This window comes from Curtobacterium sp. Csp1, from assembly GCF_013347185.1.
Genome location: NZ_CP054594.1, coordinates 2419284 through 2441551, shown reverse-complemented (window position 1 = coordinate 2441551; position 22268 = coordinate 2419284). Strand labels below are relative to the sequence as shown.

Here is a 22268-nt window from a genome sequence, read left to right as displayed (position 1 = left end):
TCAGGACGGACGGCGGGCGGTGGCCGGTGCGGGGCCGGTGGACTCCCGCACGGTCAGGTGGGTGGGCAGGGCGACGGCGCTCGCCGGGTGGTCGCCGACCGGGTCGCCGAGCGGATCGTCGGACGGGGACGCGCCGAGCCGACCGAGCAGCATCCGGATGGCGACCTGTCCGGCACGCTCGATCGGCGACGTCATCGTGGTGAGCGGTGGGTTGCAGAAGTCGGCACCGAAGATGTCGTCGCACCCGACGACGGACATGTCGTCCGGGACGCGGACGCCGCGCTCCCGCAGTCGGGTGAGCATGCCGATGGCGATGAGGTCGTTGAACGCGACGCAGGCCGTCGCGCCCGCGTGGACGGCGGCGTCGGCAGCGGCGGCACCGGAGTCGACGAACGGCGCGTGCGGGCCGAGTTCGACCACGAGCTGTCCGGACCGGCGACGTACAGCACGTCCCGGTGACCGAGCGACACGAGGTGCTGCACGGCCTGCTCGACCCCGCCGGGGGTGTCGATGAGCACCGAGGGGACCCCCGCCGGTCGGCGGTTCACGACGACGAGCGGCGTCCGCTCCGCGAACCGGGCGATCTGCGCGTCGGACAGGCGGGACGCGGTGAGCACCGCGCCGTCGGCCTTCGTCGCGATCGCGCTCAGGGCCGCGAGCTCCGCCTCGGCCGACTCCTCGGTGTCGACGAGCAGCTGCGTCCACCCGGCGGCGGCGAGCTGGTGCTGCGTGCCACGGATGACGTCGAAGTAGAAGGGGTTCGTGATGTCCGAGACGAGCACGGCGACGGCCCGGGTGCGACCGGACGTCAGGGCCCGTGCCTGCTGGTTCGGGACGTAGCCGAGCTCCCGCGCCGCGTCCTGGATCCGCTGCTGCGTGGCGCGGTTCACCCGGTCGGGCAGGGACAGTGCACGGGACACCGTCGACGGGGCCACACCGGTCGCGTCGGCGATGTCCCGGATCGTCACCCGCCGAGCGGTGTCGGTGTCTGCGCTGCTCACGGTGGTGACGCTAAGCCGCCGTGGCAACAAGTGGCAACCGGTTGCCGCATGTTGCCACGGAGCGGGACAGTGGGGCGCACAGCCGGCAGCGCCGCCGGTCGGCCGGGCTCAGCCCGGTGGAGGCTTCGAGGAGGAAACCCCCGCATGAGCACAGGAAGACGCAGGACCCGCGCCCTCGTCGGTGCCGCCGTCGTCGCAGTCGCCGCCCTCACGCTCCAGGGCTGCGCGATCGTGAACGGCAGCGGCGACGACCCGAACACCCTCCGCGTGATGATGGGCGCGGACACCACCTACCCCAAGGAGCGCAAGCAGTGGCAGCAGGAGACCGCTGCCGAGTTCGAGCGCACCACGGGCGCCCGGATCCAGTGGGAGACGTACTCCTCCGCGCAGGAGGAGCTGACCGCCATCCAGACGAGCGTCATCTCCGGACAGGGCCCCGACGTCTACGCGATCGGCACGACGTTCACCCCCACCGCGTACGCCACCGGCGCCTTCGTCGAGATGGGCAGCAAGGAGTGGCGGGCGGTCGGCGGCAAGGACCAGTTCGACGCCGCCTCGCTCGGCATCTCCGGGCCGAGCGCGTCGAAGCAGATCGGCATCCCGTTCGCCAGCCGGCCGTTCGTGATGGCGGTCAACAAGGACCTGCTCGCCCAGGCGGGCATCACCGACCTGCCGACCACCTGGGACGAGCTCACCGCGGACGCGAAGGCGACCACCCGTGACGGCCACTTCGGCATGGCGATCGCCTACGCCGACGGGTTTCGTCGACGGCTCGAAGGCGGAGATCTCCGCGGACGCCGTCGAGAACGCCTACCGCACCTACTTCGACTGGGTGACGAAGGACGGCGTCGTCGACCAGGCCGCGATCGGCTGGAACAACGCCCAGGCCCTCGCCCAGTTCGCGGACGGCAAGGCCGCGTTCTTCCCGATGACGACCACGACGTCGCTGAACACCCTCAAGGGCTCGGCGGTCGACGGCAAGTACGAGTACGCGCGAGCATCCTGTCCGGCGACAACCTCGTCGTCGCCGACTACGGCAAGAAGCAGGACCTGTCCTTCGACTTCGTCAAGCAGGTCTCGTCACCGGCGGCCCAGGAGCGCTACTTCGAGCTGTTCGGGCAGCTGCCGACCAACACGCAGGCCGCGCAGACCATCGGGCCGGCAAGCTCTCGAAGCCCACCGCCTTCACCGGCGCGTGGTCCGACATCCAGCTCTCGCTCGTCGACGTCGTCGTGCAGTCCATCCCGTCGCTGAAGAGCGGCGAGGTGACCGACGACCAGCTCCGGAAGCGGCTCGACGCCGCACAACGGGACGCCCAGGCAACCCTGGACCGGCAGAAGAACGGAGGCCTGTGATGACGCAGGTCCGGCCACACGGCAAGACACCCCTCTACAAGCGCGAGCGCCCCCTGTGGATGCTCCTGCCCGGCGGTGTCCTCATGCTCGTCGTCATCGTCGTGCCGCTCCTGGTGGGCGTGTACATCGCGATGCTCGACCTCGACCAGTACACCCTCCGCGAGTGGTTCAGCGCCCCGTTCGTCGGCCTCGCCAACTTCGCCGAGGCGTTCACGGACTCGCCGCTCCTGCACTCGGTCTGGATCTCGGTGTCGCTGTCCGTGCTCGTCACGGCCGTCACCGTCCCGATCGGCGTCGCCGCGGCGATCTCCACGCAGAACCGGTTCCCCGGACGCGGACTCGTCCGCTCGGTCTACCTCATCCCGTACGTGCTCCCGGCCTTCGTCGTCGGCACGTTCTTCCGCACGATGCTCCAACCGCAGGGCGTCGTGAACACGGTGCTCGGCACGGACGTGCTGTGGCTGAACGGCTCGGCGTCCTACTGGGCCCTGGCCGGCGTGATGATCTGGACGAGCTGGCCCTTCGTCTACCTGCTCTCGCTCGCGGGGCTGCAGGCGGTCGACAACGAGGTGCACGAGGCCGCGGCACTCGACGGCGTCACGTGGTGGGCGAAGCTGCGGTACATCGTCTTCCCGTACCTCCGCGGACCGCTCAGCCTCGCGGTGATCATCTCGATCCTCCACAACATCAACAACTTCACGCTGCCGTTCGTGCTGTTCGGCATCCCGCTGCCCTCGAGCGTCGAGGTCATGCCCGTCCTGACGTACATCGCGAGCTTCCAGTCGTTCCGCTTCGGGCTCTCCGCGGCGATGGCGATCTGCTCGCTCGTGATCGTCGCCATCCCGCTGTTCGTGTACCTGCGGGCCGTCAAGCTCGACACCGGTGACGACGCCGACCCCAGCCGCAAGCAGCGCCGCAGCGACCGGCTGACCCTCGCAGCAGCGACCCCGGCCGCCGCCGCCGACCTCGACGGAGCCCGCGCATGAGCGCCTTCAGCACCACCCGCACCCGGCCCACCGCGACGCTCACCGAGAGCATCACCACCGGGGGCGCCCGGAAGCGCACCAAGCGCCCGTACGACACCGACGTCACCCGGCTCCTGCCCCGGTGGCTCCTGGTCGTCGTGATCGCCGTCATCATCGCGTTCATCGCCGCGCCGGTGCTCTACATCCTGTTCGGCTCGGTCAACTCGGACGTCGCGGTCGCCCGCGGCGAGTACTTCCCGTCCGAGTTCACGCTGGCGAACTACGTCGAGATCTGGAACACCGTCGCCCTCGGCCAGGGGCTGGTGAACTCGCTCCTGACCGCCGGGGCCGTGGCTGTCGACCGCCTACGTCCTGGTCCGGTTCCGGTTCCCTGCAGTCCATCCCCGGGACCCTCCTGCTCCTGCCGGTGTTCGTCGTCTTCGCGAACATCGCGAGCGCGACCGGTGTGCAGGTCATCGGCACCCGCTGGGGCCTCTTCGTCACCTACCTGACGTTCGCGCTGCCGTTCTCGACGTGGGTCATGGTGACCTACCTCCGCGGTCTGCCGAAGGAACTCGAAGAGGCGGCGCGCATCGACGGCGCCTCGAGCGGACGCATCCTGCGGAGCGTCGTCCTGCCGCTGTCGTGGCCCGGGATCGTCGTGTCGGCGATCTTCGCCTTCCTGCTCGGCTGGAACGACTGCAGGTGCTCGGCACCACGCAGGAGGGCGGCGCCGTCCCGATCTACGGCCAGATGATGGCCGCCTCGATCGTGTGCGCCGTGCCGGTCGTCGCGCTCTACCTGATCTTCCAGCGCTACCTGGTCGGCGGCCTGACGGCCGGCTCCGTCAAGTAGCGAACGCAACCAGACGACGGACAGGAGGCGCGGTGCCAGCCCGCCCCGCGCCTCCCGTCCGGTCTCACGAAGGGAACGCAATGACCGACCAACCAACGTGGGAGCTCTCCGGCTTCGGCGACGAGATCGACGCCGACCCCACGATCCAGGTCGCCGTGCTGCAGGCGCTCGGCGCCTCCGCGATCGAGGTGCGGAGCGCCTGGGGGGTGAACGTCGTCGACCTCGACGAGGACCAGCTCGCCGGCCTGCACCGCCTGTTCCACGAGCGCGGTCAGACCGTCTCCGCCATCGCCTCACCGATCGGCAAGGTCGCCGTCGACGAACCCGTCGAGCACGAGGTGGGCCGGCTCGGCCGGGCGATCGCCGCCGCGCACGCCCTCGGCACGACGAACGTCCGGATCTTCTCGTTCTACTTCCCGGACCGTGCACCGGAGGACGTCCGCGACGACGTCCTCGTCCGGATGCGGGCGCTCGCCGACCTCGCCGAGCGCGAGGGCGTCACGCTCCTGCACGAGAACGAGAAGGACATCTACGGCGACGTGCCCGACCGTGTGCTCGACGTCGTCGAGAGCGTCGCGTCACCCGCGCTGCGGCTCGCCTGGGACAACGCGAACTACGTGCAGTGCGGGGTCCGCCCGTTCACCGACGGGTGGGCGCAGCTCGCCCCGTACGTCGACTACCTGCAGGTCAAGGACGCGCTCGCCGCGGACGCGTCCGTGCTCCCCGCGGGTGAGGGCGATGGCGAACTGCTCGACACCCTGACCGCACTCCGCGACGCCGGGTACGCCGGCTACGCGTCGCTCGAACCGCACCTCAGCGACTTCACCCACCTCGGCGGGTTCTCCGGCCCCGCGGCCTTCGGTCGCGCCGGTCGCGCCTTCCGCACCCTCACCGAGCAGATCGGAGTCACCCTGCGATGACCACACCACTCAAGCTGGCAGTCGTCGGTGCCGGCGTCATCGGTCGCCACCACGCCCGCGTCGCCGTCCAGCACCCGGACCTGCAGGTCGTGGCGCTCGTCGACGCCGTCCCCGCCGCGGCCACGAGCGCCGCCGACGAACTCGAGTCGACGGGAGCCACCCGTCCGATCACGACGTCCACGATCGAGGAGGCCATCGAACAGACCGACATCGACGTCGTCGCGATCTGCTCGCCGTCGGGCATGCACGTGCAGCTGGCCGAGGCGGCCCTCGCCGCGGGCAAGCACGTCGTCATCGAGAAGCCCCTCGACACGACCATGCCGCGAGCCCGGCAGATCGCGGCGCTCGCCGCGGACGCTCGCGAGCGCGGACTCGTCACGAGCGTCATCAGCCAGCACCGGTTCGACCCGGCGTCGGTCGCCGTCGCCGGTGCGGCACATGGCGGCGACTTCGGGACCGTGACCTCGGGGGTCGCGAGCGTGGCGTGGTACCGGTCGCAGGGGTACTACGACTCGGGCGACTGGCGGGGCACCTGGGAGCTCGACGGCGGCGGCGCCGTGATGAACCAGGGCGTGCACACCGTCGACCTGCTCGTGTGGGCCCTCGGTCGTCCGGAGGAGATCTCCGCCCAGGTCGGGCTGCTCGCGCACGACCGCATCGAGGTCGAGGACACCGCCGTCGCCACCGTCCGGTTCCGCGGCGGGGCGCTCGGCGTGGTCCACTGCACGACGGCCGCCTACCCGGGCCTCTCCGCGCGCTGGGCCGTGTACGGCACGCACGGTTCCGCGATCGTCGACGACGACCGGCTCGCGTACTTCCACGTCGCCCCCGACACCGCGACGCTCGAGTCCGCGGCGACGACGGCGAACACCACCGCGGTGGCCGACGCCGCCGACCAGAAGGACCGGGTCGTCCCGCCCGAGCACGTCGTCGGCGGGCCGGTCGAGCCGGACCACTTCGCCGCCGGGCACGCCCGGCAGTACACCGACATCGTCGCCGCGATCCGCGAGGGCCGGGACCCCGGCGTCACGGTCGACGCCGCCCTCGTCTCGCTCGCGACCGTCCGCGGGCTGTACGTCAGCGCCACGCTCGGCAAGCCGGTCCGGATCGACGACGTGATCGAAGGCCTGTACGACGACGTCGTGCCGGTCGTCGGAGCGCCGTCCCGCACCGTCGCCACCGCCACCACCGCCACCACCGCCGCCAGTGAAGGAGCAGGCCTATGAAGTTCTCCGTGTTCACGGCGTCCACCCCGGACTGGACCCCGTCGCAGGCCGCCGAGACCCTCGCCGAGCAGGGCTGGGACGGCATCGAGTGGCGCATCGTCGACGACCGCACCGAGGACGGCTCGTCCGGCTTCTGGGCCGGCAACCGGTCGACCTGGCAGTACAGCGGCATCACCGAGCAGGTCGGCGAGATCGCCCGGACCACCGACGCCGCCGGGCTCGAGTACTCGGGCATCGGCGGGTACCAGCCCGTGTCCGACCGTGCCGGCGTCGAGACGATGCTCCGGGTGACGAGCGAACTCGGAGCCCGTCAGGTCCGCGTCACGATGCCCTGGTACCGGCGCGAGCGCGAGCGCACGCACGAGACGTACGGGCAGATGTTCGACCGCACCCGGGCCGACCTCGAGTGGACGGCCGGTCGCGCGGCGGAGCTCGGGGTGAAGGCCCTGGTTGAGCTGCATCACATGACGATCACCCCGTCGGCCTCGGCGGCCCTGCGACTCGTCGACGGCCTCGACCCCGCGCACGTCGGTGTCATCCACGACCTCGGCAACCTGGTCATCGAGGGACACGAGGACCACCTCGCGGCCTTCGAGCTCCTCGGCCCGTACCTCGCCCACGCGCACGTCAAGAACGCCCGGTGGGTCGACACCGGCGACACCCGTGCCGACGGCAGCCGGGTCTGGCAGCACGAGTGGGCGCCGCTGCGTGACGGGCAGGCGTCCGTGTCCGAGTACCTCGATGCGCTCCGCCAGGTCGGCTACGACGGCTGGGTCACGATCGAGGACTTCTCGACCGACCTCCCGCTCGCCGAGCGCACCGCGGACAACCTCGCCTACCTCCGCTCCCTGGTCCCGGTGGCGGCATGACCGACCGTCGACCCGGCATCGTGCACCTGGGGGTGGGTGCGTTCGCCCGCGCACACCTCGCCTGGTACACGCAGCACGCCACCGGCGAACCGTGGGGGATCACCGCCTTCACGGGACGCTCGCCCGCGGCCGCCGACGCGCTCGCCGCGCAGGACTGTCGGTACACCCTGGTCACGCGGGCAGCGGACGGCGACGTCGCCGAGGTGGTCGACACGATCGTGGCCGCTCACCCCGGCACCGACGACACGGCCTGGAGGCGCGCGGTCGCGTCCCCGACGACGAGCATCGTCACGCTGACGGTCACCGAGGCCGGGTACCGCGCCGGTTCCGACGTCCCCGCCCGGTTGGTCGACGGGCTCGCCGCCCGGCGGGCGGCGGACGGCGGACGGATCGCCCTGGTGTCGCTCGACAACCTGACGCACAACGGCGACGTCCTCCGGGACGCCGTGCACGCCGCGACGGCGGACCCCGACCTCCGAGCCTGGATCGACGACCACGTGACCTTCCCATCGTCGATGGTCGACCGGATCACCCCGGCGACGACCGACGACGACGTGGCCGGGCTCGCCGACCTGCCGGGCGCCCTGCCCGGCGACCGTGTCCCCGTCGTCGCCGAGCCCTTCGTCGAGTGGGTGCTCGAGGACGCCTTCGACGGGGTCGACCGCCCCGCGTGGGAGACCGCCGGGGTGCGCCTCGTGCCCGACGTCACCCCGTTCGAGCAGCGGAAGCTCTGGCTCCTCAACGGTTCGCACTCGCTCCTGGCGTCCCTCGGACTCCTGCTCGGGCACGAGACCGTCGCCGAGGCGATGGCCGACCCCCGCTGCCGCGCAGCGGTCGAGCAGCTCTGGGACGAGGCCGCCGCCGAGCTCCCGCTGCCCGCTGCCGAGGTCGACGACGCCCGGGCCGCCCTCGTCGAACGCTTCGCGAACCCGCGGATCCGCCACACCCTGCGGCAGATCGTCGCCGGGAGCGCGGCGAAGCTGCCGGTCCGGGTGGTCGACGTCCTGCGCCGACGACTCGACCGCGACCCGGCCGCCGGCGTCGGACCCGGCGCCGCGACCGCCCTCGCGGCCTGGTGGCTGCACTGCACCGAGCAACCGGAGCTGGTGGACGACCCCGGGGCGCCCGGGCCAGACTCGGACGTGCACGACGTCCTCGCCGTGGTCGCGCCCGACCTCGACACCACCCCCGTGGTCGACGCCGTCACCGCGGCGGCCGACCGCATCCGCACCGCCGCGGCACCTGCTCGCGGCACCGTCGACGAAGGAGTCCTCCGATGAGCACGAGCACCACGAACCCGGCCGCGCCCGTGCCCGGCGCCGGCGACGGGGGAGCGGCGACCGACCCGACCGCCGGCCGCCCGGACACCTGGGCCTCGGCCGACCGCGGGCAGCTCATCGACCGGGCCGAGGTCGTCGTCACGAGTCCGAACCGCAACTTCGTCACGCTGAAGCTCACCACCGCCGACGGTGTCACGGGGCTCGGGGACGCGACGCTGAACGGCCGTGAGCTCGCCGTCGCCGCGTACCTGACCGAGCACGTCGTCCCGCTGCTCGTCGGACGGGACGCGAGCCGCATCGAGGACGCCTGGCAGTTCCTCTACCGCTCGTCCTACTGGCGCCGCGGCCCGGTGACGATGGCCGCGATCGCCGCCGTCGACATGGCACTCTGGGACATCAAGGGCAAGGTCGCGGGGATGCCCGTCTACCAGCTGCTCGGCGGTGCTTCGCGGACCGGGCTCATGGCGTACGGGCACGCTTCGGGCAAGGAGCTCCCGGAGCTGTTCGACTCCATCCGCGAGCACCAGGAGGAGGGCTACCGGTCGATCCGCGTCCAGACGGGGGTCCCCGGACTCGAGAGCATCTACGGCATCGCGTCGAACAAGACCACCGAGGGCAACGCCGGCGTCCGGTACGACTTCGAGCCGGCGCAGCGCGGGGCCTTCCCCGCGATGGAGGACTGGGACACCCGGGCGTACCTGCGCCACGTGCCGACCGTGTTCGAGGCCGTCCGGAACGAGTTCGGCCCCGAGCTGCCGCTGCTCCACGACGGCCACCACCGGATGACCCCGCTGCAGGCCGCGAAGCTCGGCAAGTCCCTCGAGCCCTACGACCTCTTCTGGCTCGAGGACTGCACCCCCGCCGAGAACCAGGAGGCGCTCAAGCTCGTCCGCCAGCACACCACGACGCCGCTCGCGATCGGCGAGGTGTTCAACACGATCTGGGACTTCAAGGACATCATCCGCGACCAGCTCATCGACTACGTCCGCGGTGCAGTGACGCACATGGGCGGCATCTCCCCGCTCCGGAAGACGATGGACTACGCCGCGATGTACCAGATCAAGTCCGGGTTCCACGGGCCGACGGACATCTCCCCGGTGGGACTCGCGGCGCAGATGCACCTCGGGATGGCGATCCACAACTTCGGCATCCAGGAGTACATGCAGCACGGGCCGCAGACGAACCAGGTGTTCCGGCAGACGTTCACCTTCACGGACGGCTACCTGCACCCGGGCGACGAGCCGGGCCTCGGCGTGACGCTCGACGTCGACGAGGCCGGCAAGTACCCGTACGAGCAGGCGTACCTGCCGTTCAACCGGCTGGCCGACGGCACCGTCCACGACTGGTAGCGCGCCCGCCCTGCCCGTGCATGCTGGGGGCGTGGAGTTCGCGGACGTGGCGAGGGAACTGCTCCTCGTCGCGCCCGCGGACTTCGTGCGGGAGCGCACCGCCCGGCAGCGTGCGGTCCGCGGGGACGACCGTGCGCTCGCGACCCGGATCGGCGGGCTCCGGAAGCCCGCCCCGGCCGCCTGGGTGGTCGACCTGCTCGCGCACGAGGGCGCCCTCGACGAGGCGGTCGCCCTCGGACCGACGATCCGGCAGGCCCAGGCGGACGCCGACCCGGACGCGATCCGACAGCTCCGACGCCAGCGGTCCGCGGTCGTCGCCGCACTCGCCGAGACCGGAGCCGACCGGGCCGCCGACGCCGGGCACCCGGTGACCCCGGCGGTCCTCGAGCAGGTCCGGGCAACCGTCGAGGCCGCGATGGCCGATCCGCACGCGGGCGCCGCGGTCCGGTCGGGGTTGCTCGTCCGTCCCCTCGAGAGCGCCGGGTTCGACGCCGTCGACCTGGACGGCGCGCTCGCCGACCCCGACGCGGTCCCGGAGGCCTGGTCCGGCAGCGGTGCGGAACCGGTCCCGATCGCGAGCGCGAGGAGCGCGCGGAAGCCGAGCCGCGCCTCCAGGCCGGCGAAGCCGTCGCAGCCGAAGACCGAGTTGAAGCCGAAGTCCGAGCCGGAGCCCGAACCACGCGTCGACCCGGCGGCGGAACGCCGGGCGGCCCGCGAGGCGGAGCCCCTCGCCCGCACGGAGCCCCGCGACGCGGACGCCGCGCTCGACGCCGCCGAGACGGACCTGGAGCGCGCGGAGGACCACCGCGCCGACCTCGAGCGGCAGCTCGCCGACGCCACGGCCGAGGTCGAGCGCGCCACCCGTGCCCGCGACGACGCCGAGGCGGCGAGCGACCGCGCACGTGAGCTCCTGCGCGCCGCACAGCGCCACCGCCGCGACGTCGGGCACTGAACCCCGACGACGGCCGGGATCGACCACTCATCCCCTCGGATGAAAGCCACCGCTCCCGCTCGCTCCCGCGCCGGAGCCCGCCCTACGCTCGCCGACATGACCTCCTTCCTCCGCCGCCGGGCACGGCACCTCCTGGCACCCGCCGCGGGCGCCGTGTACCTCGTGCTCTGGATCGTCGCCGAGGCCGGACGCGCCGACCTGACCGGCCACGTGCTCGTCGTCAGTGCGTTCGCCGTCGCGATCGCCCTGGCGTCCTGGATGCCCGCGACGGCCCTCGGCCTCGTGGTGGTCGTCCCGCTGCTGCAGGCGCTCCACCTGCTCGCCCGCCCGCGGGACACGACGTGGCCGGAGTACCTGGCGATCGCGATCGTCGTCGGGGTCGTCGGTGCCGGCCGGTCCGGGCTGCTGCGGTGGCTCGCGGTCCCGGTCCTCGGTGTCGCGAGCGTCGCGGCGGCCTGGGCGATGGCCGTGCCGACCGTGGCCGACCCGGACGTCTGGTCGAACTGGACCGCCTCGGGCGAGGGGACGCGCGGCAGCCTCGTCCTGCTCTCCCTCGCCATCGCGGGTGCGAGCGGCATCGCCTGGGCGGTGGGCGTCGCGATCGGTGCCGCGTGGCGGATCGGGCTCGCCCGCACCAGGGCCGCCGTCGCGGAGCGCGAGACCGCGGTGACGACCGCTGAACTGCGCGCCGAGCAGGACCGCGCCCGGATCGCCCGCGACGTCCACGACTCCCTGGCGCACTCGCTCGCGGTCGTGGTCTCGCAGGCCCAGGGCGCCGCGGCGGTCGCGGGGTCGGACGGCCCGACGGCGACGGCACTGCGCGACATCGCCGACGTCAGCCGCAGCGCGCTCGGGGACGTCCGGTCGCTCGTCGAGCGGATCCAGGGCACCGGTCCGGCCGCGGCGCACGGGCTCGCCGACGTGCCGGACCTCGTCGAGGACATGCGCGAACTCGGCATGCGGGCAACGCTCGAACAGCACGGGGACCCCGTCCGGCTCGGGACCGCGACGGACGGTGCCGTGCACCGGATCGTGCAGGAGAGCCTGACGAACGTCCTCAAGCACCAGGGGCGCACGGCCGAGGCGCGGGTCGTCCTGGACTGGCGCGGGCCGGGACTCGGCGTCGTCGTGACCTCACGCGGGGACGCGCCGCTCGTCGCCCTCGACGGCCCGGGATCCGGGGTCGACGGCATGCGTGAGCGCGCCCGGCTCGCCGGCGGCTGGCTCCGCGCGGGGGACGGCGACGACCCCGACGAGTTCGTCGTGACGGGCTGGCTCCCGACCGAGGCCGGCCGGTGAGCGCGATCCGCGTCGCGGTCGTCGACGACCAGCGCCTGTTCGCGTCCGGCATGCGGATGCTCGTCGACGCGCAGGACGACATGTCCTGCGTCGGCACCGCGGGCGACGGCCAGGCGGCCCTCGACCTCTGTGCCGCCGAGGACCCCGACGTGCTCCTCCTGGACCTCCGGATGCCGGTGCTGAACGGCATCGAGACCACGGCCCGGCTCGCCGAGCGCGGTGGGGAACGCCCGCGGGTGGTCGCCCTCACGACGATCCGGCGTGACGAAGCGGTGCTCGCAGCGCTGCGCGCCGGAGCCGCCGCGTTCCTGACGAAGGACGCGCTGCCGGAGGTCGTGCTCGCGACGATCCGAGACGTGCACGAGGGGCGCCCGGCGCCGACCGAGGCCGAGGCTCTCGACCTGCTCCGCACCGACGGGACCCTCGTCGAGACACCCCGTCCGGACGCAGTGCTCGACGCCCTGAGCGCCCGCGAGCGCGAGGTGTTCCTGCTCGTCGCCAAGGGCCTGAGCAACCAGGAGATCGCGTCCGCCGTGTTCCTCAGCGAGGCCACGGTCAAGACGCACGTCCGCGCGGTGCTGACGAAGCTCGGGCTCCGGAACCGGATCCAGGTCGTCATCACCGCACACGAACGCGGCCTCGTCCGCGCCTAGGGGGAAACCATGCGTCCGACCCAGCGTGCCGCGAAGACCGGCACCCTGCTCCTCGTCGTCGCCGGGCTCGGCGCGGCCGTCCTGCACCAGCTGCCCGAGCCGGCCGACCAGGCGATCCGACCCACCGCCGAGCGGGACCTGGAGACCTGGTCGATGCCGCTCGACGGCTACGTCCAACCCGGGTCCTCCGAGGAGACGTACGCCGTCAACCTGCTCGTGCAGCCGTGCCTGGTCGACCAGGGCATCGACTCCCCGATGCCCTGGGCGACGCTCGACGGTCTGCGAGCCCAGTCCGTCGTCGACGAGACGCCCGAGCGTGGCAACCCGTCGCCGGCGCTCGCCTGGTCACGACCACTGAGCGCTGATGATGCCGCTCGCCGCGGCTACCACGCGCCGTCGACGGACGGTGCGAACGCCTCTGGCATCCTGGCGTGGGGGCAGGACCCTGAGCGCAATGCCGCGTACACCGCGGCTGCCGGGGCGGAGGTCGACCGCTGCTACCGAGCATCTCGCCGGACGCTCGGCACGGGCAACGGTGCGGCACAGAGCGCCTCGCAGACCGCGAAGCGCCTGACGTACCTCGCGGCCGAGGACGCCCGCCGCACGCCCGAGGTCCGCGCCGCGGCGACGCGCTGGCGGCAGTGCCTCGCGCGGACGGCGACGCATGAGCTCCCCGACGACCCGCACGGCATGCCGACGACGGCGATGCGGCAGGCCTTCGCACTCGAGGCGCGGACGGTCGCGGGCGACGACGAGATCGCCCTCGCCGAGCACGACGTGGCCTGCCAGACCTCGTCCGGGTACCGCGCCGCGCTGTACGACGCGCAGTGGAACCGCCTCCTGCACGTGACGGCGACCGACGCCGCCGTGCTCCGGTCGGCGGACGGCGACCAGGCCGCGCTCGCGGACCGCGTCGCCGCGACGATCGAGCGGCTCGCGCCGCCGGCACCCGAGGGCGTCGACTGACGCGTCGCGCCGACGGACCGGCGGACGTGGGCAGGTGGTCCTGGGGGGACCGGCCCGCGTCCGCCGGGTGGGGAGCACCGGACGGGAGGATCGTGGCGGCGCCGCCACGATCCTCCCGTCCGGTCGTGGGCACCCGCGGACCGCAGCCCGGTCCTGGTGCGACACGCCCGGCTGCTCCTGCTAGACTCGCAAACCGACTTCGGCGAGGGCCGCGTACGCGCGGCCGTGATCGACGCGGTAGGGAGACCCGGCCCAGTCCTGGGAGCGTTCCTCACGCGTGCACGCGTTCGAGTTGCAACACCACAGACCCCCCGATGCCGGCACCCCGGCGTCGACCCCGACACCAGGAGGCACCATGGCCGACTACACCAAGCTCGCAGCGGAGAACCGCACCAAGTTCGGCAAGGGCGCTGCGCGCAAGCTCCGCGCTGCCGACAAGATCCCCGCGGTCGTCTACGGCCACGGCACCGAGCCGCAGCACATCACCCTCCCGGGCCACGAGACGATGCTGCTCGTCCGTACCGCCAACGCGGTCGTCGACCTCGACATCGAGGGTGCGGCCCAGCTCGCCCTCGTCAAGGACGTCCAGCGTGACCCGGTGCGCCAGATCATCGAGCACATCGACCTCGTCGTCGTGCGCCGTGGCGAGAAGGTCACGGTCGACGTGCCCGTCGTCGTCACCGGTGAGTCCTTCTCCGGCACCATCCACGTGCAGGACCTCTCCTCGGTCTCCCTCCTCGTCGAGGCGACCGCGATCCCCGAGCACGTGACGGTCGACGTCGAGGGCCTCGAGGACGGCACGCAGGTCCTCGCCTCGCAGCTCGAGCTGCCGGCCGGTGCCGAGCTCGAGACCGACGCCGAGGCGCTCGTCGTCCAGATCGTCACCCCGCGTGCGACCGCCGACGACATCGCCGCCGACGAGGAGTCCGCCGAGGCGGGTGCCGAGGCCGGTGCCGAGGGCGAGGCCGCCGAGTCGACCGACGCCGACTCCGAGTAGTCACTCCTCGCAGGACGTCTGGCCGACGCTGATGACAGGAACGACCCTCGTCGTGGTCGGGCTCGGGAACCCCGGGCCCGGCTACGCGGGGAACCGGCACAACGTCGGCCAGATGGTCCTCGATGAACTCGCCGCCCGCATGGGTGCGACGTTCAAGAAGCACAAGACCCCGAACCAGGTCGCCGAGGGGCGCCTGGTGCCGGGCGGCCCGAAGCTCGTCCTCGCGAAGCCCGGGTCGTTCATGAACACCTCCGGTGGTCCGGTCTCGAGCGTGCTCGGGTTCTACAGCGCCACCCCGGCCGACCTCGTCGTCGTGCACGACGAGCGGCCTCCGCGACATCATCAAGGCGACCGGCACGAACGAGTTCACCCGGGTGCGGATCGGCATCGGCCGGCCCCCGGGACGCCAGGACCCCGCCGACTACGTGCTCCGCGACTTCTCGCCGACCGAGAAGAAGACGCTGCCGAACCTGCTCGCCGACGGCGCCGACGCGGTCGAGGCGATCGCTGAGCTCGGGCTCCTCGCCGCGCAGCAGCGCGTCCACGCTCCTTCGTGACCCCGGTCCTGCTGGCGGCGAACGGGCTCGTGCAGACGATCACGATCGTGGTCGTCGCCGTGGTCGGCCTGACCTTCGTGCTCACGGCCCGAGTCCTCACGCGAGGCGCGGTGCAGCCCCCGGACGACCACACGCGGCTCCCGGAACAGCCCGCGGACCTCGAACCCGGCAAGGACTGACCGCTGCGCCTCGGTCCCCGAACTGGGGGACCACGCCGTCCCCCGCCGATCAGTACGGTCGGCGCCGGGGGAAGGTCCTCCACGAGGGGGCCACCATGCACCGCACCGTCCGCGAGCCCGAGGGCGACGCGACCGTACGACCCAGCACCAGCGGAGGCCATCCCGCCCGTCGCGGTTCCGCCCGTCGCGGTCCGGGCATCCTCCTCGCAGCCGGTGCCGCGGCGGTCGCCGTGGTCCTCGCCGGGGCCGGCGTCGCGCTGGCGGACCCGGGCGCGACCGTCGTCGAGCGCTGGACGCCGCTCCGTGCGGACTCCTCCGCACCGCCCGTCGCGTCGACCTTCGCCGCGCCGAACGACGTCCACGTCGACGCCGACGGCTCCGTCCTGGTCGCGGACTTCGCCGGGAACGGCGTCCTCCGTCGATCGGCCGACGGTGTGTGGAGCGTCGGCACCGGGCCGCGAGACATGTGGAACCCGTCCGCCCTGGCGACGACCGCGTCGCGGAGGCCGGTCGACCCGCCCTGGCGACGGTGGACCCGGGAACAGGGGCCGTCACACGACAGGATGCCCCGCCGGTCCGAGGGCAGGTCAGCGGCCTCGCCGTCGACGGTGCGACCGTGTTCGCCGCGGTGCCCGGCAGCGGTGCCCTGTGGACGGCGCCGCTCGGCTCGGACACGTGGACGACGGTGGACGGCCCGTGGCGGGACCCGTCCGGCGTCGCCCTCTCGGACGACGGCACGGTGCTCACGGTGGCGGACGCCGGTGTCGACGACGTCTGGCAGGTCGACCGCGAGACCGGGTCCGCGGTGGCGCTCGGGTTCCCGGGCGAGCCGGGCAGCACCCTGCGCGGCGTCGCCGTCGACCACGGCGACGTGTTCGTCGTGGACAACGGCGAGGGCAGTGTGTGGGCGAGGGTGCAGGGCTCGTGGCGGGTCGCCGTCTCTACCGCGCCGGACGGGTCGCCGCTCGTCGACCCGACCGGCGTCGCCGTCGGAGCGGACCGCTCGCTCGTCGTCGCCGACTACAACCGGCAGCGGATCGTGACGGCGGCGTCCTCGGGACGGGTGGCCCCCGCGCCGACCGCGGTCCCGACGTCCTCACCCACCGGCACCCCGACCACCACCGTGCCGGACGGTGACCCGACGACCGCGCCGCCCGTCGGTGCGACGAGCCGTCCGACGGGTGACGCGGGACGGGCCGGTCCCGTGCCTCCCGGCTCCGGCCCGTCGCGGCCGGCACCCACCGACGGGCCGGACCACGCGCGTGCCCTGGCCTGGACCGGCAGTGCACCGGTGGTCCCCGTTCTCGTGGTCTCCGGGCTCCTGCTGCTGCTCGGGGCGGCCGGCGTCGTGATCCGCCGCCGCCGGGCATGAGGCGCGGCCGGCCCATCGCGACGTGGGTCGGACGCGCTCCGTGTTCGCCGATCGCGCACGCCCCGACGCCTGTCGGAGGGCGCCGCTACCATCGTCTGAGTGACGATCTCGGGCATCATCCCTGCGCTCTCGCGCGCCTCCGCGTTCGATCGCGTCCTCCGCGCCGCCGGGCGTGACGCCGACTTCTCCGTCGTCGACGGCCTCCGCGTGCCGCTGCTCGCGGCGCTCCTGGCCGAGCGCGACGGCCCCCAGTGCCTCTTCGTGATCACGGCGACCGGGCGCGAGGCCGAGGCGGTCCGCGGTGCCTTCACGTGCACCGTGCCCGACGCCGAGGTCCTCGAGTTCCCGGCGTGGGAGACCCTGCCGCACGAGCGGCTCAGCCCGAGCGCGCAGACCGTCGGCACGCGCATCGCCACCCTCCGGAAGCTCGCCGCGTGGCAGGACGCCGCGCCGGCCGAGCGCCGCACGACCGTGGTCGTCGCGAGCGTCCGCGCGGCGCTGCAGCCCATCGCCGGCAACCTCACGTCGCTCGCACCCGTCGCGCTCCGCAGCGGTTCCCGCGGCAACGACCTCGGGCAGATCGCGTCGCAGCTCGTCGACCTGGCCTACGCCCGCGTCGACCTCGTGACCCGTCGGGGTGAGTTCGCCGTGCGCGGTGGCATCCTCGACGTCTTCCCCCCGGGGGCCGACCACCCGGTGCGCGTCGACTTCTTCGGCGACGAGATCGAGGCGATCAAGGCCTTCTCCGTGGCCGACCAGCGCACGACCGACGACCGACGACGTGCGGCAGCGGGCGCGCGAGATGCTGCACGAGTTCCCGAACCTGTCCCAGATGCTCGCGAAGATCGCGGAGGCACCGGCGCTCGTGCAGGACCTCGTCCCCGTCACGAGCTACCTGCCGGACGCCGCGACCGTGGCCGTGCTCTCCCCGGAGCGGGTCGCCGGGCGCGCGCACAGCCTGGCCGAGACGAACACCGAGTTCCTGCAGGCCGCGTGGAGCGCCGCGGTCGCCGGGGCACAGGCGCCGATCGACCTCGACGCGGGCAACTTCCTCACCGTGCAGCAGCTCAAGAACGGCCGCGGGGAGCGCACCTGGTGGACGGTCACGCCCTTCGACTCCGGGCTCGACGAGGGCGACCGCGACCGCGTGCTCACCGACGCCGAGGCCGCGGCCGAGGCGGGGGAGTACATCCGCGTGCGCCGTCAAACACCTGGTCGACGACGGCTGGGCGGTCGTCGTCACGGCGCAGGGCAAGGGGCTCGTCGAGCGCGCGGTGCAGGTCCTGGCGGACGCCGGGGTCGCCGCCCGTGCCGGCGAGCTCACCGCCCCGCCGGAGCCGGGCGTCGCCGTCGTCACGACCGCCTCGGTCGAGGCCGGCTTCGCCACGCCGGACCCCCGGATCGCGCTCCTCAGCGAAGCCGAGTTCTACGGCCGCAGCGTCCAGCAGGGCGCCCGCACCGTCAAGAAGCTCGCGGCCCGCCGCAAGAACGTCGTCGACCCGCTGCAGCTCAAGGCCGGCGACGTCGTCGTGCACGCCACGCACGGCATCGGCAAGTTCGTGGAACTCGTCAGTCGCGAGGTCTCGAGCGGCGGCCGGAACGCCGTGAAGACGCAGCGCGAGTACCTCGTGCTCGAGTACGCGCCGTCGAAGCGCGGCTACCCGGGCGCGGCGAGAGCCCGACGCTGTCGAAGATGGGCGGCTCGGACTGGGCGGCCGCGAAGTCGAAGGCGCGCAAGGCCGTCCGCGACATCGCGGTCGACCTGGTCAAGCTGTACTCCGCGCGCATGGCGTCGAAGGGGCACGCGTTCGGCCCCGACACCCCGTGGCAGCGCGAGCTGGAAGAGGCGTTCCCGTTCGCCGAGACCGCCGACCAGCTGGACCGCCTGCTGTCCGGCGACGTCGGCTACGGCAAGACCGAGGTCGCGATCCGCGCCGCGTTCAAGGCCGTGCAGGACGGCAAGCAGGTCGCCGTGCTCGTCCCGACGACCCTGCTCGTCCGCCAGCACATGGAGACGTTCCAGGAGCGCTTCGCCGGGTTCCCGGTGCACCTCCGCGCACTGAGCCTCTCGCCGACGGCACCGTCGACATCGTCATCGGCACGCACCGGATCCTGTCGCAGAGCATTCAGTTCAAGGACGTCGGCCTCGTCATCATCGACGAGGAGCAGCGGTTCGGCGTCGAGCACAAGGACCAGCTCAAGAAGCTCAAGACCAACGTCGACGTCCTGGCGATGTCCGCGACGCCGATCCCGCGCTCGCTCGAGATGGCGGTCACGGGCATCCGCGAGATGTCCACGCTCGCCACCCCGCCGGAGGACCGCCACCCGATCCTGACCTTCGTCGGACCCCAGTCCGACCTGCAGGTCGCCGCGGCGATCCGGCGCGAACTGCTGCGCGAGGGCCAGGTGTTCTACCCGACGCCCGCATCCAGGTCGCCCACGGGCAGATGTCCGAGGGCGCCCTCGAGCAGGTCATGGTCGACTTCTGGGAGCGGAAGTTCGACGTCCTCGTGTCGACCACGATCGTCGAGACCGGCCTGGACATCGCGAACGCGAACACGCTCATCATCGACAAGGCGGACAAGTACGGCCTGTCCCAGCTGCACCAGCTGCGCGGTCGCGTCGGTCGTGGGCGGGAGCGCGGCTACGCGTACTTCCTCTACGACGCCGACAAGCCGCTGTCCGAGACCGCGCAGGACCGCCTCGAGACCATCGCCGCGAACAACGAGCTCGGCGCGGGCATGCAGGTCGCCATGGCGGGCGTCGGGTTCGACCTCTACCTGCGGATGATCGGCGAGGCGGTGTCGCAGTTCCGCGGGGACGTCGCCGAGGGGCAGACAGAGCTCCGGCTCGAGATCCCGGTCGACGCGCACATCCCCGAGGACTACGTCGAGTCCGAGCGGCTCCGGCTCGAGGCGTACCAGAAGCTCTCAGCGGCCTCGGCCCCGACGGCGCAGCCCGAGGCGATCGACATGGTGCTCGACGAGCTCACCGACCGCTACGGTCAGCCGCCGCAGGCCGTGCTCACGCTGGTCGAGGTCTCCCGGCTCCGCCGCATGGCGCAGCAGGTCGGGCTGTCCGACGTCGTCGTGATGGGCTCGAACCTCCGGGTCGCCGGCAAGGAGCTCGCTGACTCGGCACAGGTCCGGCTCAAGCGGATGTTCCCGGGTGCGCGCTGGTTCCCGCAGCAGAACGCGTCGAGCATCCCGCTCCCCAAGCCGCACGGCGAGTCCCTGCCCGACGACGGCCTCATCCAGTGGGTGGAGAGCATCCTCACCGCCGTCTACGGGGCGTCGAAGACGCCGGCCGAGGCACCGGCCGCCTGAGCGGCGACCTCTGGACGACCGGGAGGCACGGTGCCAGCTGGCACCCCTTCCTCGCAGGCTCGGTCGGCGCGCCCCGCGCAACGCTTCGCGTTGCCGCTGAGCGGGGCGCGCCCGTCCGTCAGTGGGTCACCACCCGTGGGTCGTGACCGCTACTCGGTCGCCTCCGCCTCGAACAGTTCGCGCCGAGCGCGGTACCGCCGCGCACGCAGGCTGACGACGACCGCGGAGGCGACCATCGCGATGCCCGAGCCGACGAGGACGGCGAGCACGCCCTCGTCCAGGACCTCCTCGCTCCGCGCGAAGGCCAGTTCGTTCATGAGCAGCGAGACCGTGAAGCCGATGCCCCCGAGCACCCCGACGGTGACGATCGAGCCGAACGACAGCGTCGAGCGGCCGGGCGCGCGGAAGACCCGCGTCGCGGTGGCGCCGAAGACGGTGATGCCGATCAGCTTGCCCACCGGCAGGGCCAGGACGACCGCCCAGAACGTGGGGGAGAGCTCGCCGAGGCCGACGCTCGGCACCACGACCGCAGCCGAGGCGAACGCGAAGAGCGGCAGCACGACCGCGTTCGACCACGGCTCCACGCGCTCGTGCAGCACGTGGCCGGGCCGACGCGGGAGCACCAGGCCGAGGGCGACGCCGGCGATCGTCGCGTGCACGCCGGAGTGGTACACGAGCCACCACGTGACGACGCCGACCGCGACCATCGCGACGATGATCCACGACTGACCGGTGCGTCCCGGGCGGAGCAGCCGCCCGAGCAGGGCGAACACGAGGAGTGCGACGACCGCGCCCCCGAGGGCGGCGAAGTCAGTGCCGTGTGCGAACACCACGGCGATGATGACGATCGCGATGAGGTCGTCGAGCACCGCCAGCGCGAGCAGGAACACCCGGACGGTCGAGGGGAGCCCGCGGCCGAACATCGCGAGGACACCGAGGGCGAACGCGATGTCCGTCGCGGTGGGGATCGGCCAGCCGTGCTGGTACGACGTGCCCGTGGTCACGGCGAGGTACACCAGGGCCGGGACGACCACGCCGCCGACCGCTGCGATCGCCGGGATCACCGCCGTCCTCGGGTTCGAGAGCTCACCCTCGAGCAGTTCGTGCTTCAGCTCGATCGCGACGAGCAGGAAGAACACGGCGAGCAGGCCATCGCTGATCCAGTGCGACACCGACAGGTCGAGACCGACCACACCCCACGGCGAGTGGGCGTCGAGCAGTCGTTCGAGGCCTGGACCGAGCGCGGTGTTCGCGACGACGAGGCCGAGGACGGCGGCGGTCAGGAGCGCGATCGCGCTGAAGCGGGGGGAGCGGACGAGTGCCAGCATGGATCTCCGGGTTCGGGGTACGGGTCGACGACCGTCGACCAGACTTCCCGACACACCATGGCCAGGCTACCGGACCTCGACCGACTGCTCGCGCCAGAGGGTGGGTGCGTCTGGAACCGGGCGCAGACCCACGCCTCGCTCGCGCGGTACGTCGTCGAGGAGTCGTACGAGCTGGTCGACGCGATCGACGCCGACGACCGCGATGAACTCCGGGAGGAGCTCGGCGACGTGCTGTACCAGGTGGTGTTGCACGCGGGGCTGTCGGCGGCCGCCGGGGGCTTCGACCTCGAGGAGGTGGCCGCCGGGGTCCGGGACAAGATGGTCCGCCGGCACCCGCACGTGTTCGGGGACGAGCGCGCCGACACCGAGGACGAGGTCGTCCGCGTCTGGCGAGCGGCGAAGGCGGCGGAGAAGGCCGGGCGACGGAGCGCGTTCGACGGGGTGCCGCGTGCGATGCCGCCGCTCGAGCGGGCCGTGAAGCTGCTCGAGCGGTTGGACGAGCGGGGGGACGCGGGGGCGGTGGTCGAGCGGGTCGGAGCCGGCGGTTCTGCTGCTCACCCCGGCCCGGACGAGCGGTGGGGGATCGAGATGCTCGCGCAGGTCGCGGCGGCACGGGCTGCAGGGGTGGACCCGGTGGCGGGACTCCGTGCTGCGGTGGCGCGGCTCGAGGAGGTCGGGCGCGAGGGGGAGTGACGGGCGTGTGCAGGCCAGGGCGATGCTCGCGACCGGGCGTCGCGCCGGCGACTGACGCGTCCGGGAACGACGGGCCCGGGAACGACGTGCTCGGGAACGACGCGTCCGGGAACGACGTGCTCGGGA

Annotated in this window: 19 protein-coding genes and 3 pseudogenes; 20 read left to right on the top strand and 2 right to left on the bottom strand. The window is 72.8% G+C overall.

What is annotated here, in order from left to right; genetic code table 11:
• Positions 1-1001: pseudogene (locus tag HUN58_RS11690) on the bottom strand (LacI family DNA-binding transcriptional regulator).
• Positions 1002-1145: 144 nt separating this feature from the next.
• Between HUN58_RS11690 and HUN58_RS11685 the strand changes: the two are divergent.
• The 19 genes and pseudogenes from HUN58_RS11685 (at position 1146) to HUN58_RS11605 (ending at position 20121) form a co-directional block, all read left to right on the top strand.
• Positions 1146-2255: an ABC transporter substrate-binding protein gene (locus HUN58_RS11685; protein WP_254631466.1), complete on the top strand. Its 1110-nt coding sequence runs from the start codon at positions 1146-1148 to the stop codon at positions 2253-2255.
• Positions 2256-2355: 100 nt separating this feature from the next.
• The gene (locus tag HUN58_RS11680) at positions 2356-3342 is read left to right on the top strand and encodes a carbohydrate ABC transporter permease (RefSeq protein WP_180225610.1); all 987 of its coding nucleotides are present in this window, start codon (positions 2356-2358) and stop codon (positions 3340-3342) included.
• On the top strand, positions 3339-3833 hold the full coding sequence (locus HUN58_RS20560) for a hypothetical protein (RefSeq protein ID WP_254631465.1): 495 nt from the start codon (positions 3339-3341) through the stop codon (positions 3831-3833). Before HUN58_RS11680 ends, HUN58_RS20560 begins: the two co-directional genes overlap by 4 nt.
• On the top strand, positions 3749-4078 hold the full coding sequence (locus tag HUN58_RS20555) for an ABC transporter permease subunit (RefSeq protein WP_254631464.1): 330 nt from the start codon (positions 3749-3751) through the stop codon (positions 4076-4078). Before HUN58_RS20560 ends, HUN58_RS20555 begins: the two co-directional genes overlap by 85 nt.
• Complete coding sequence (locus HUN58_RS20550; RefSeq protein WP_254631463.1) at positions 4027-4176, top strand: hypothetical protein; 150 nt, start codon at positions 4027-4029, stop codon at positions 4174-4176. The genes HUN58_RS20555 and HUN58_RS20550 overlap by 52 nt, the downstream gene beginning before the upstream one ends.
• A gap of 80 nt (positions 4177-4256) precedes the next feature.
• Positions 4257-5096, top strand: a complete 840-nt coding sequence (locus tag HUN58_RS11670) for a sugar phosphate isomerase/epimerase (protein WP_180225609.1) — start codon at positions 4257-4259, stop codon at positions 5094-5096.
• Positions 5093-6322, top strand: a complete 1230-nt coding sequence (locus tag HUN58_RS11665) for a Gfo/Idh/MocA family protein (protein WP_254631462.1) — start codon at positions 5093-5095, stop codon at positions 6320-6322. The genes HUN58_RS11670 and HUN58_RS11665 overlap by 4 nt, the downstream gene beginning before the upstream one ends.
• Positions 6319-7191, top strand: coding sequence for a sugar phosphate isomerase/epimerase (locus HUN58_RS11660; RefSeq protein WP_114848891.1), 873 nt, complete (start codon positions 6319-6321; stop codon positions 7189-7191). The genes HUN58_RS11665 and HUN58_RS11660 overlap by 4 nt, the downstream gene beginning before the upstream one ends.
• Positions 7188-8471 carry a mannitol dehydrogenase family protein gene (locus HUN58_RS11655; RefSeq protein WP_180225608.1) on the top strand — a complete coding sequence of 428 codons (1284 nt, stop codon included), beginning with the start codon at positions 7188-7190 and terminating at the stop codon, positions 8469-8471. The genes HUN58_RS11660 and HUN58_RS11655 overlap by 4 nt, the downstream gene beginning before the upstream one ends.
• Entirely contained in the window at positions 8468-9820 is a 1353-nt protein-coding gene (gene manD, locus HUN58_RS11650; protein ID WP_229666765.1) for a D-mannonate dehydratase ManD, read from the top strand. The genes HUN58_RS11655 and manD overlap by 4 nt, the downstream gene beginning before the upstream one ends.
• A gap of 31 nt (positions 9821-9851) precedes the next feature.
• Complete coding sequence (locus tag HUN58_RS11645) at positions 9852-10772, top strand: hypothetical protein (protein ID WP_180225607.1); 921 nt, start codon at positions 9852-9854, stop codon at positions 10770-10772.
• 96 nt (positions 10773-10868) lie between these two features.
• On the top strand, positions 10869-12071 hold the full coding sequence (locus HUN58_RS11640; protein WP_180225606.1) for a sensor histidine kinase: 1203 nt from the start codon (positions 10869-10871) through the stop codon (positions 12069-12071).
• Entirely contained in the window at positions 12068-12724 is a 657-nt protein-coding gene (locus tag HUN58_RS11635; RefSeq protein WP_114848895.1) for a response regulator transcription factor, read from the top strand. The genes HUN58_RS11640 and HUN58_RS11635 overlap by 4 nt, the downstream gene beginning before the upstream one ends.
• 9 nt (positions 12725-12733) lie before the next feature.
• Positions 12734-13690: a hypothetical protein gene (locus HUN58_RS11630; RefSeq protein ID WP_180225605.1), complete on the top strand. Its 957-nt coding sequence runs from the start codon at positions 12734-12736 to the stop codon at positions 13688-13690.
• 355 nt (positions 13691-14045) lie between these two features.
• The gene (locus HUN58_RS11625; RefSeq protein WP_114848897.1) at positions 14046-14687 is read left to right on the top strand and encodes a 50S ribosomal protein L25/general stress protein Ctc; all 642 of its coding nucleotides are present in this window, start codon (positions 14046-14048) and stop codon (positions 14685-14687) included.
• Between the two features lie 31 nt (positions 14688-14718).
• Positions 14719-15244, top strand: a pseudogene (locus tag HUN58_RS11620) (aminoacyl-tRNA hydrolase).
• Complete coding sequence (locus tag HUN58_RS11615; RefSeq protein WP_114848898.1) at positions 15241-15423, top strand: hypothetical protein; 183 nt, start codon at positions 15241-15243, stop codon at positions 15421-15423. The pseudogene HUN58_RS11620 and the gene HUN58_RS11615 overlap by 4 nt, the downstream one beginning before the upstream one ends.
• Positions 15424-16039: 616 nt before the next feature.
• The gene (locus tag HUN58_RS11610; protein ID WP_208745515.1) at positions 16040-16795 is read left to right on the top strand and encodes a hypothetical protein; all 756 of its coding nucleotides are present in this window, start codon (positions 16040-16042) and stop codon (positions 16793-16795) included.
• 99 nt (positions 16796-16894) lie between these two features.
• Positions 16895-20121, top strand: a pseudogene (locus tag HUN58_RS11605) (transcription-repair coupling factor).
• Between the two features lie 149 nt (positions 20122-20270).
• Here the strand turns inward: HUN58_RS11605 and nhaA are convergent.
• A complete protein-coding gene (nhaA, locus tag HUN58_RS11600; RefSeq protein WP_180225602.1) occupies positions 20271-21449 on the bottom strand; it encodes a Na+/H+ antiporter NhaA in 1179 nt (392 codons plus the stop codon).
• 57 nt (positions 21450-21506) lie between these two features.
• On the opposite strand from nhaA, the gene HUN58_RS11595 reads away from it, so the two are divergent.
• A complete protein-coding gene (locus HUN58_RS11595) occupies positions 21507-22142 on the top strand; it encodes a MazG family protein (protein WP_208745514.1) in 636 nt (211 codons plus the stop codon).
• The last annotated feature ends 126 nt before the right edge of the window (positions 22143-22268 follow it).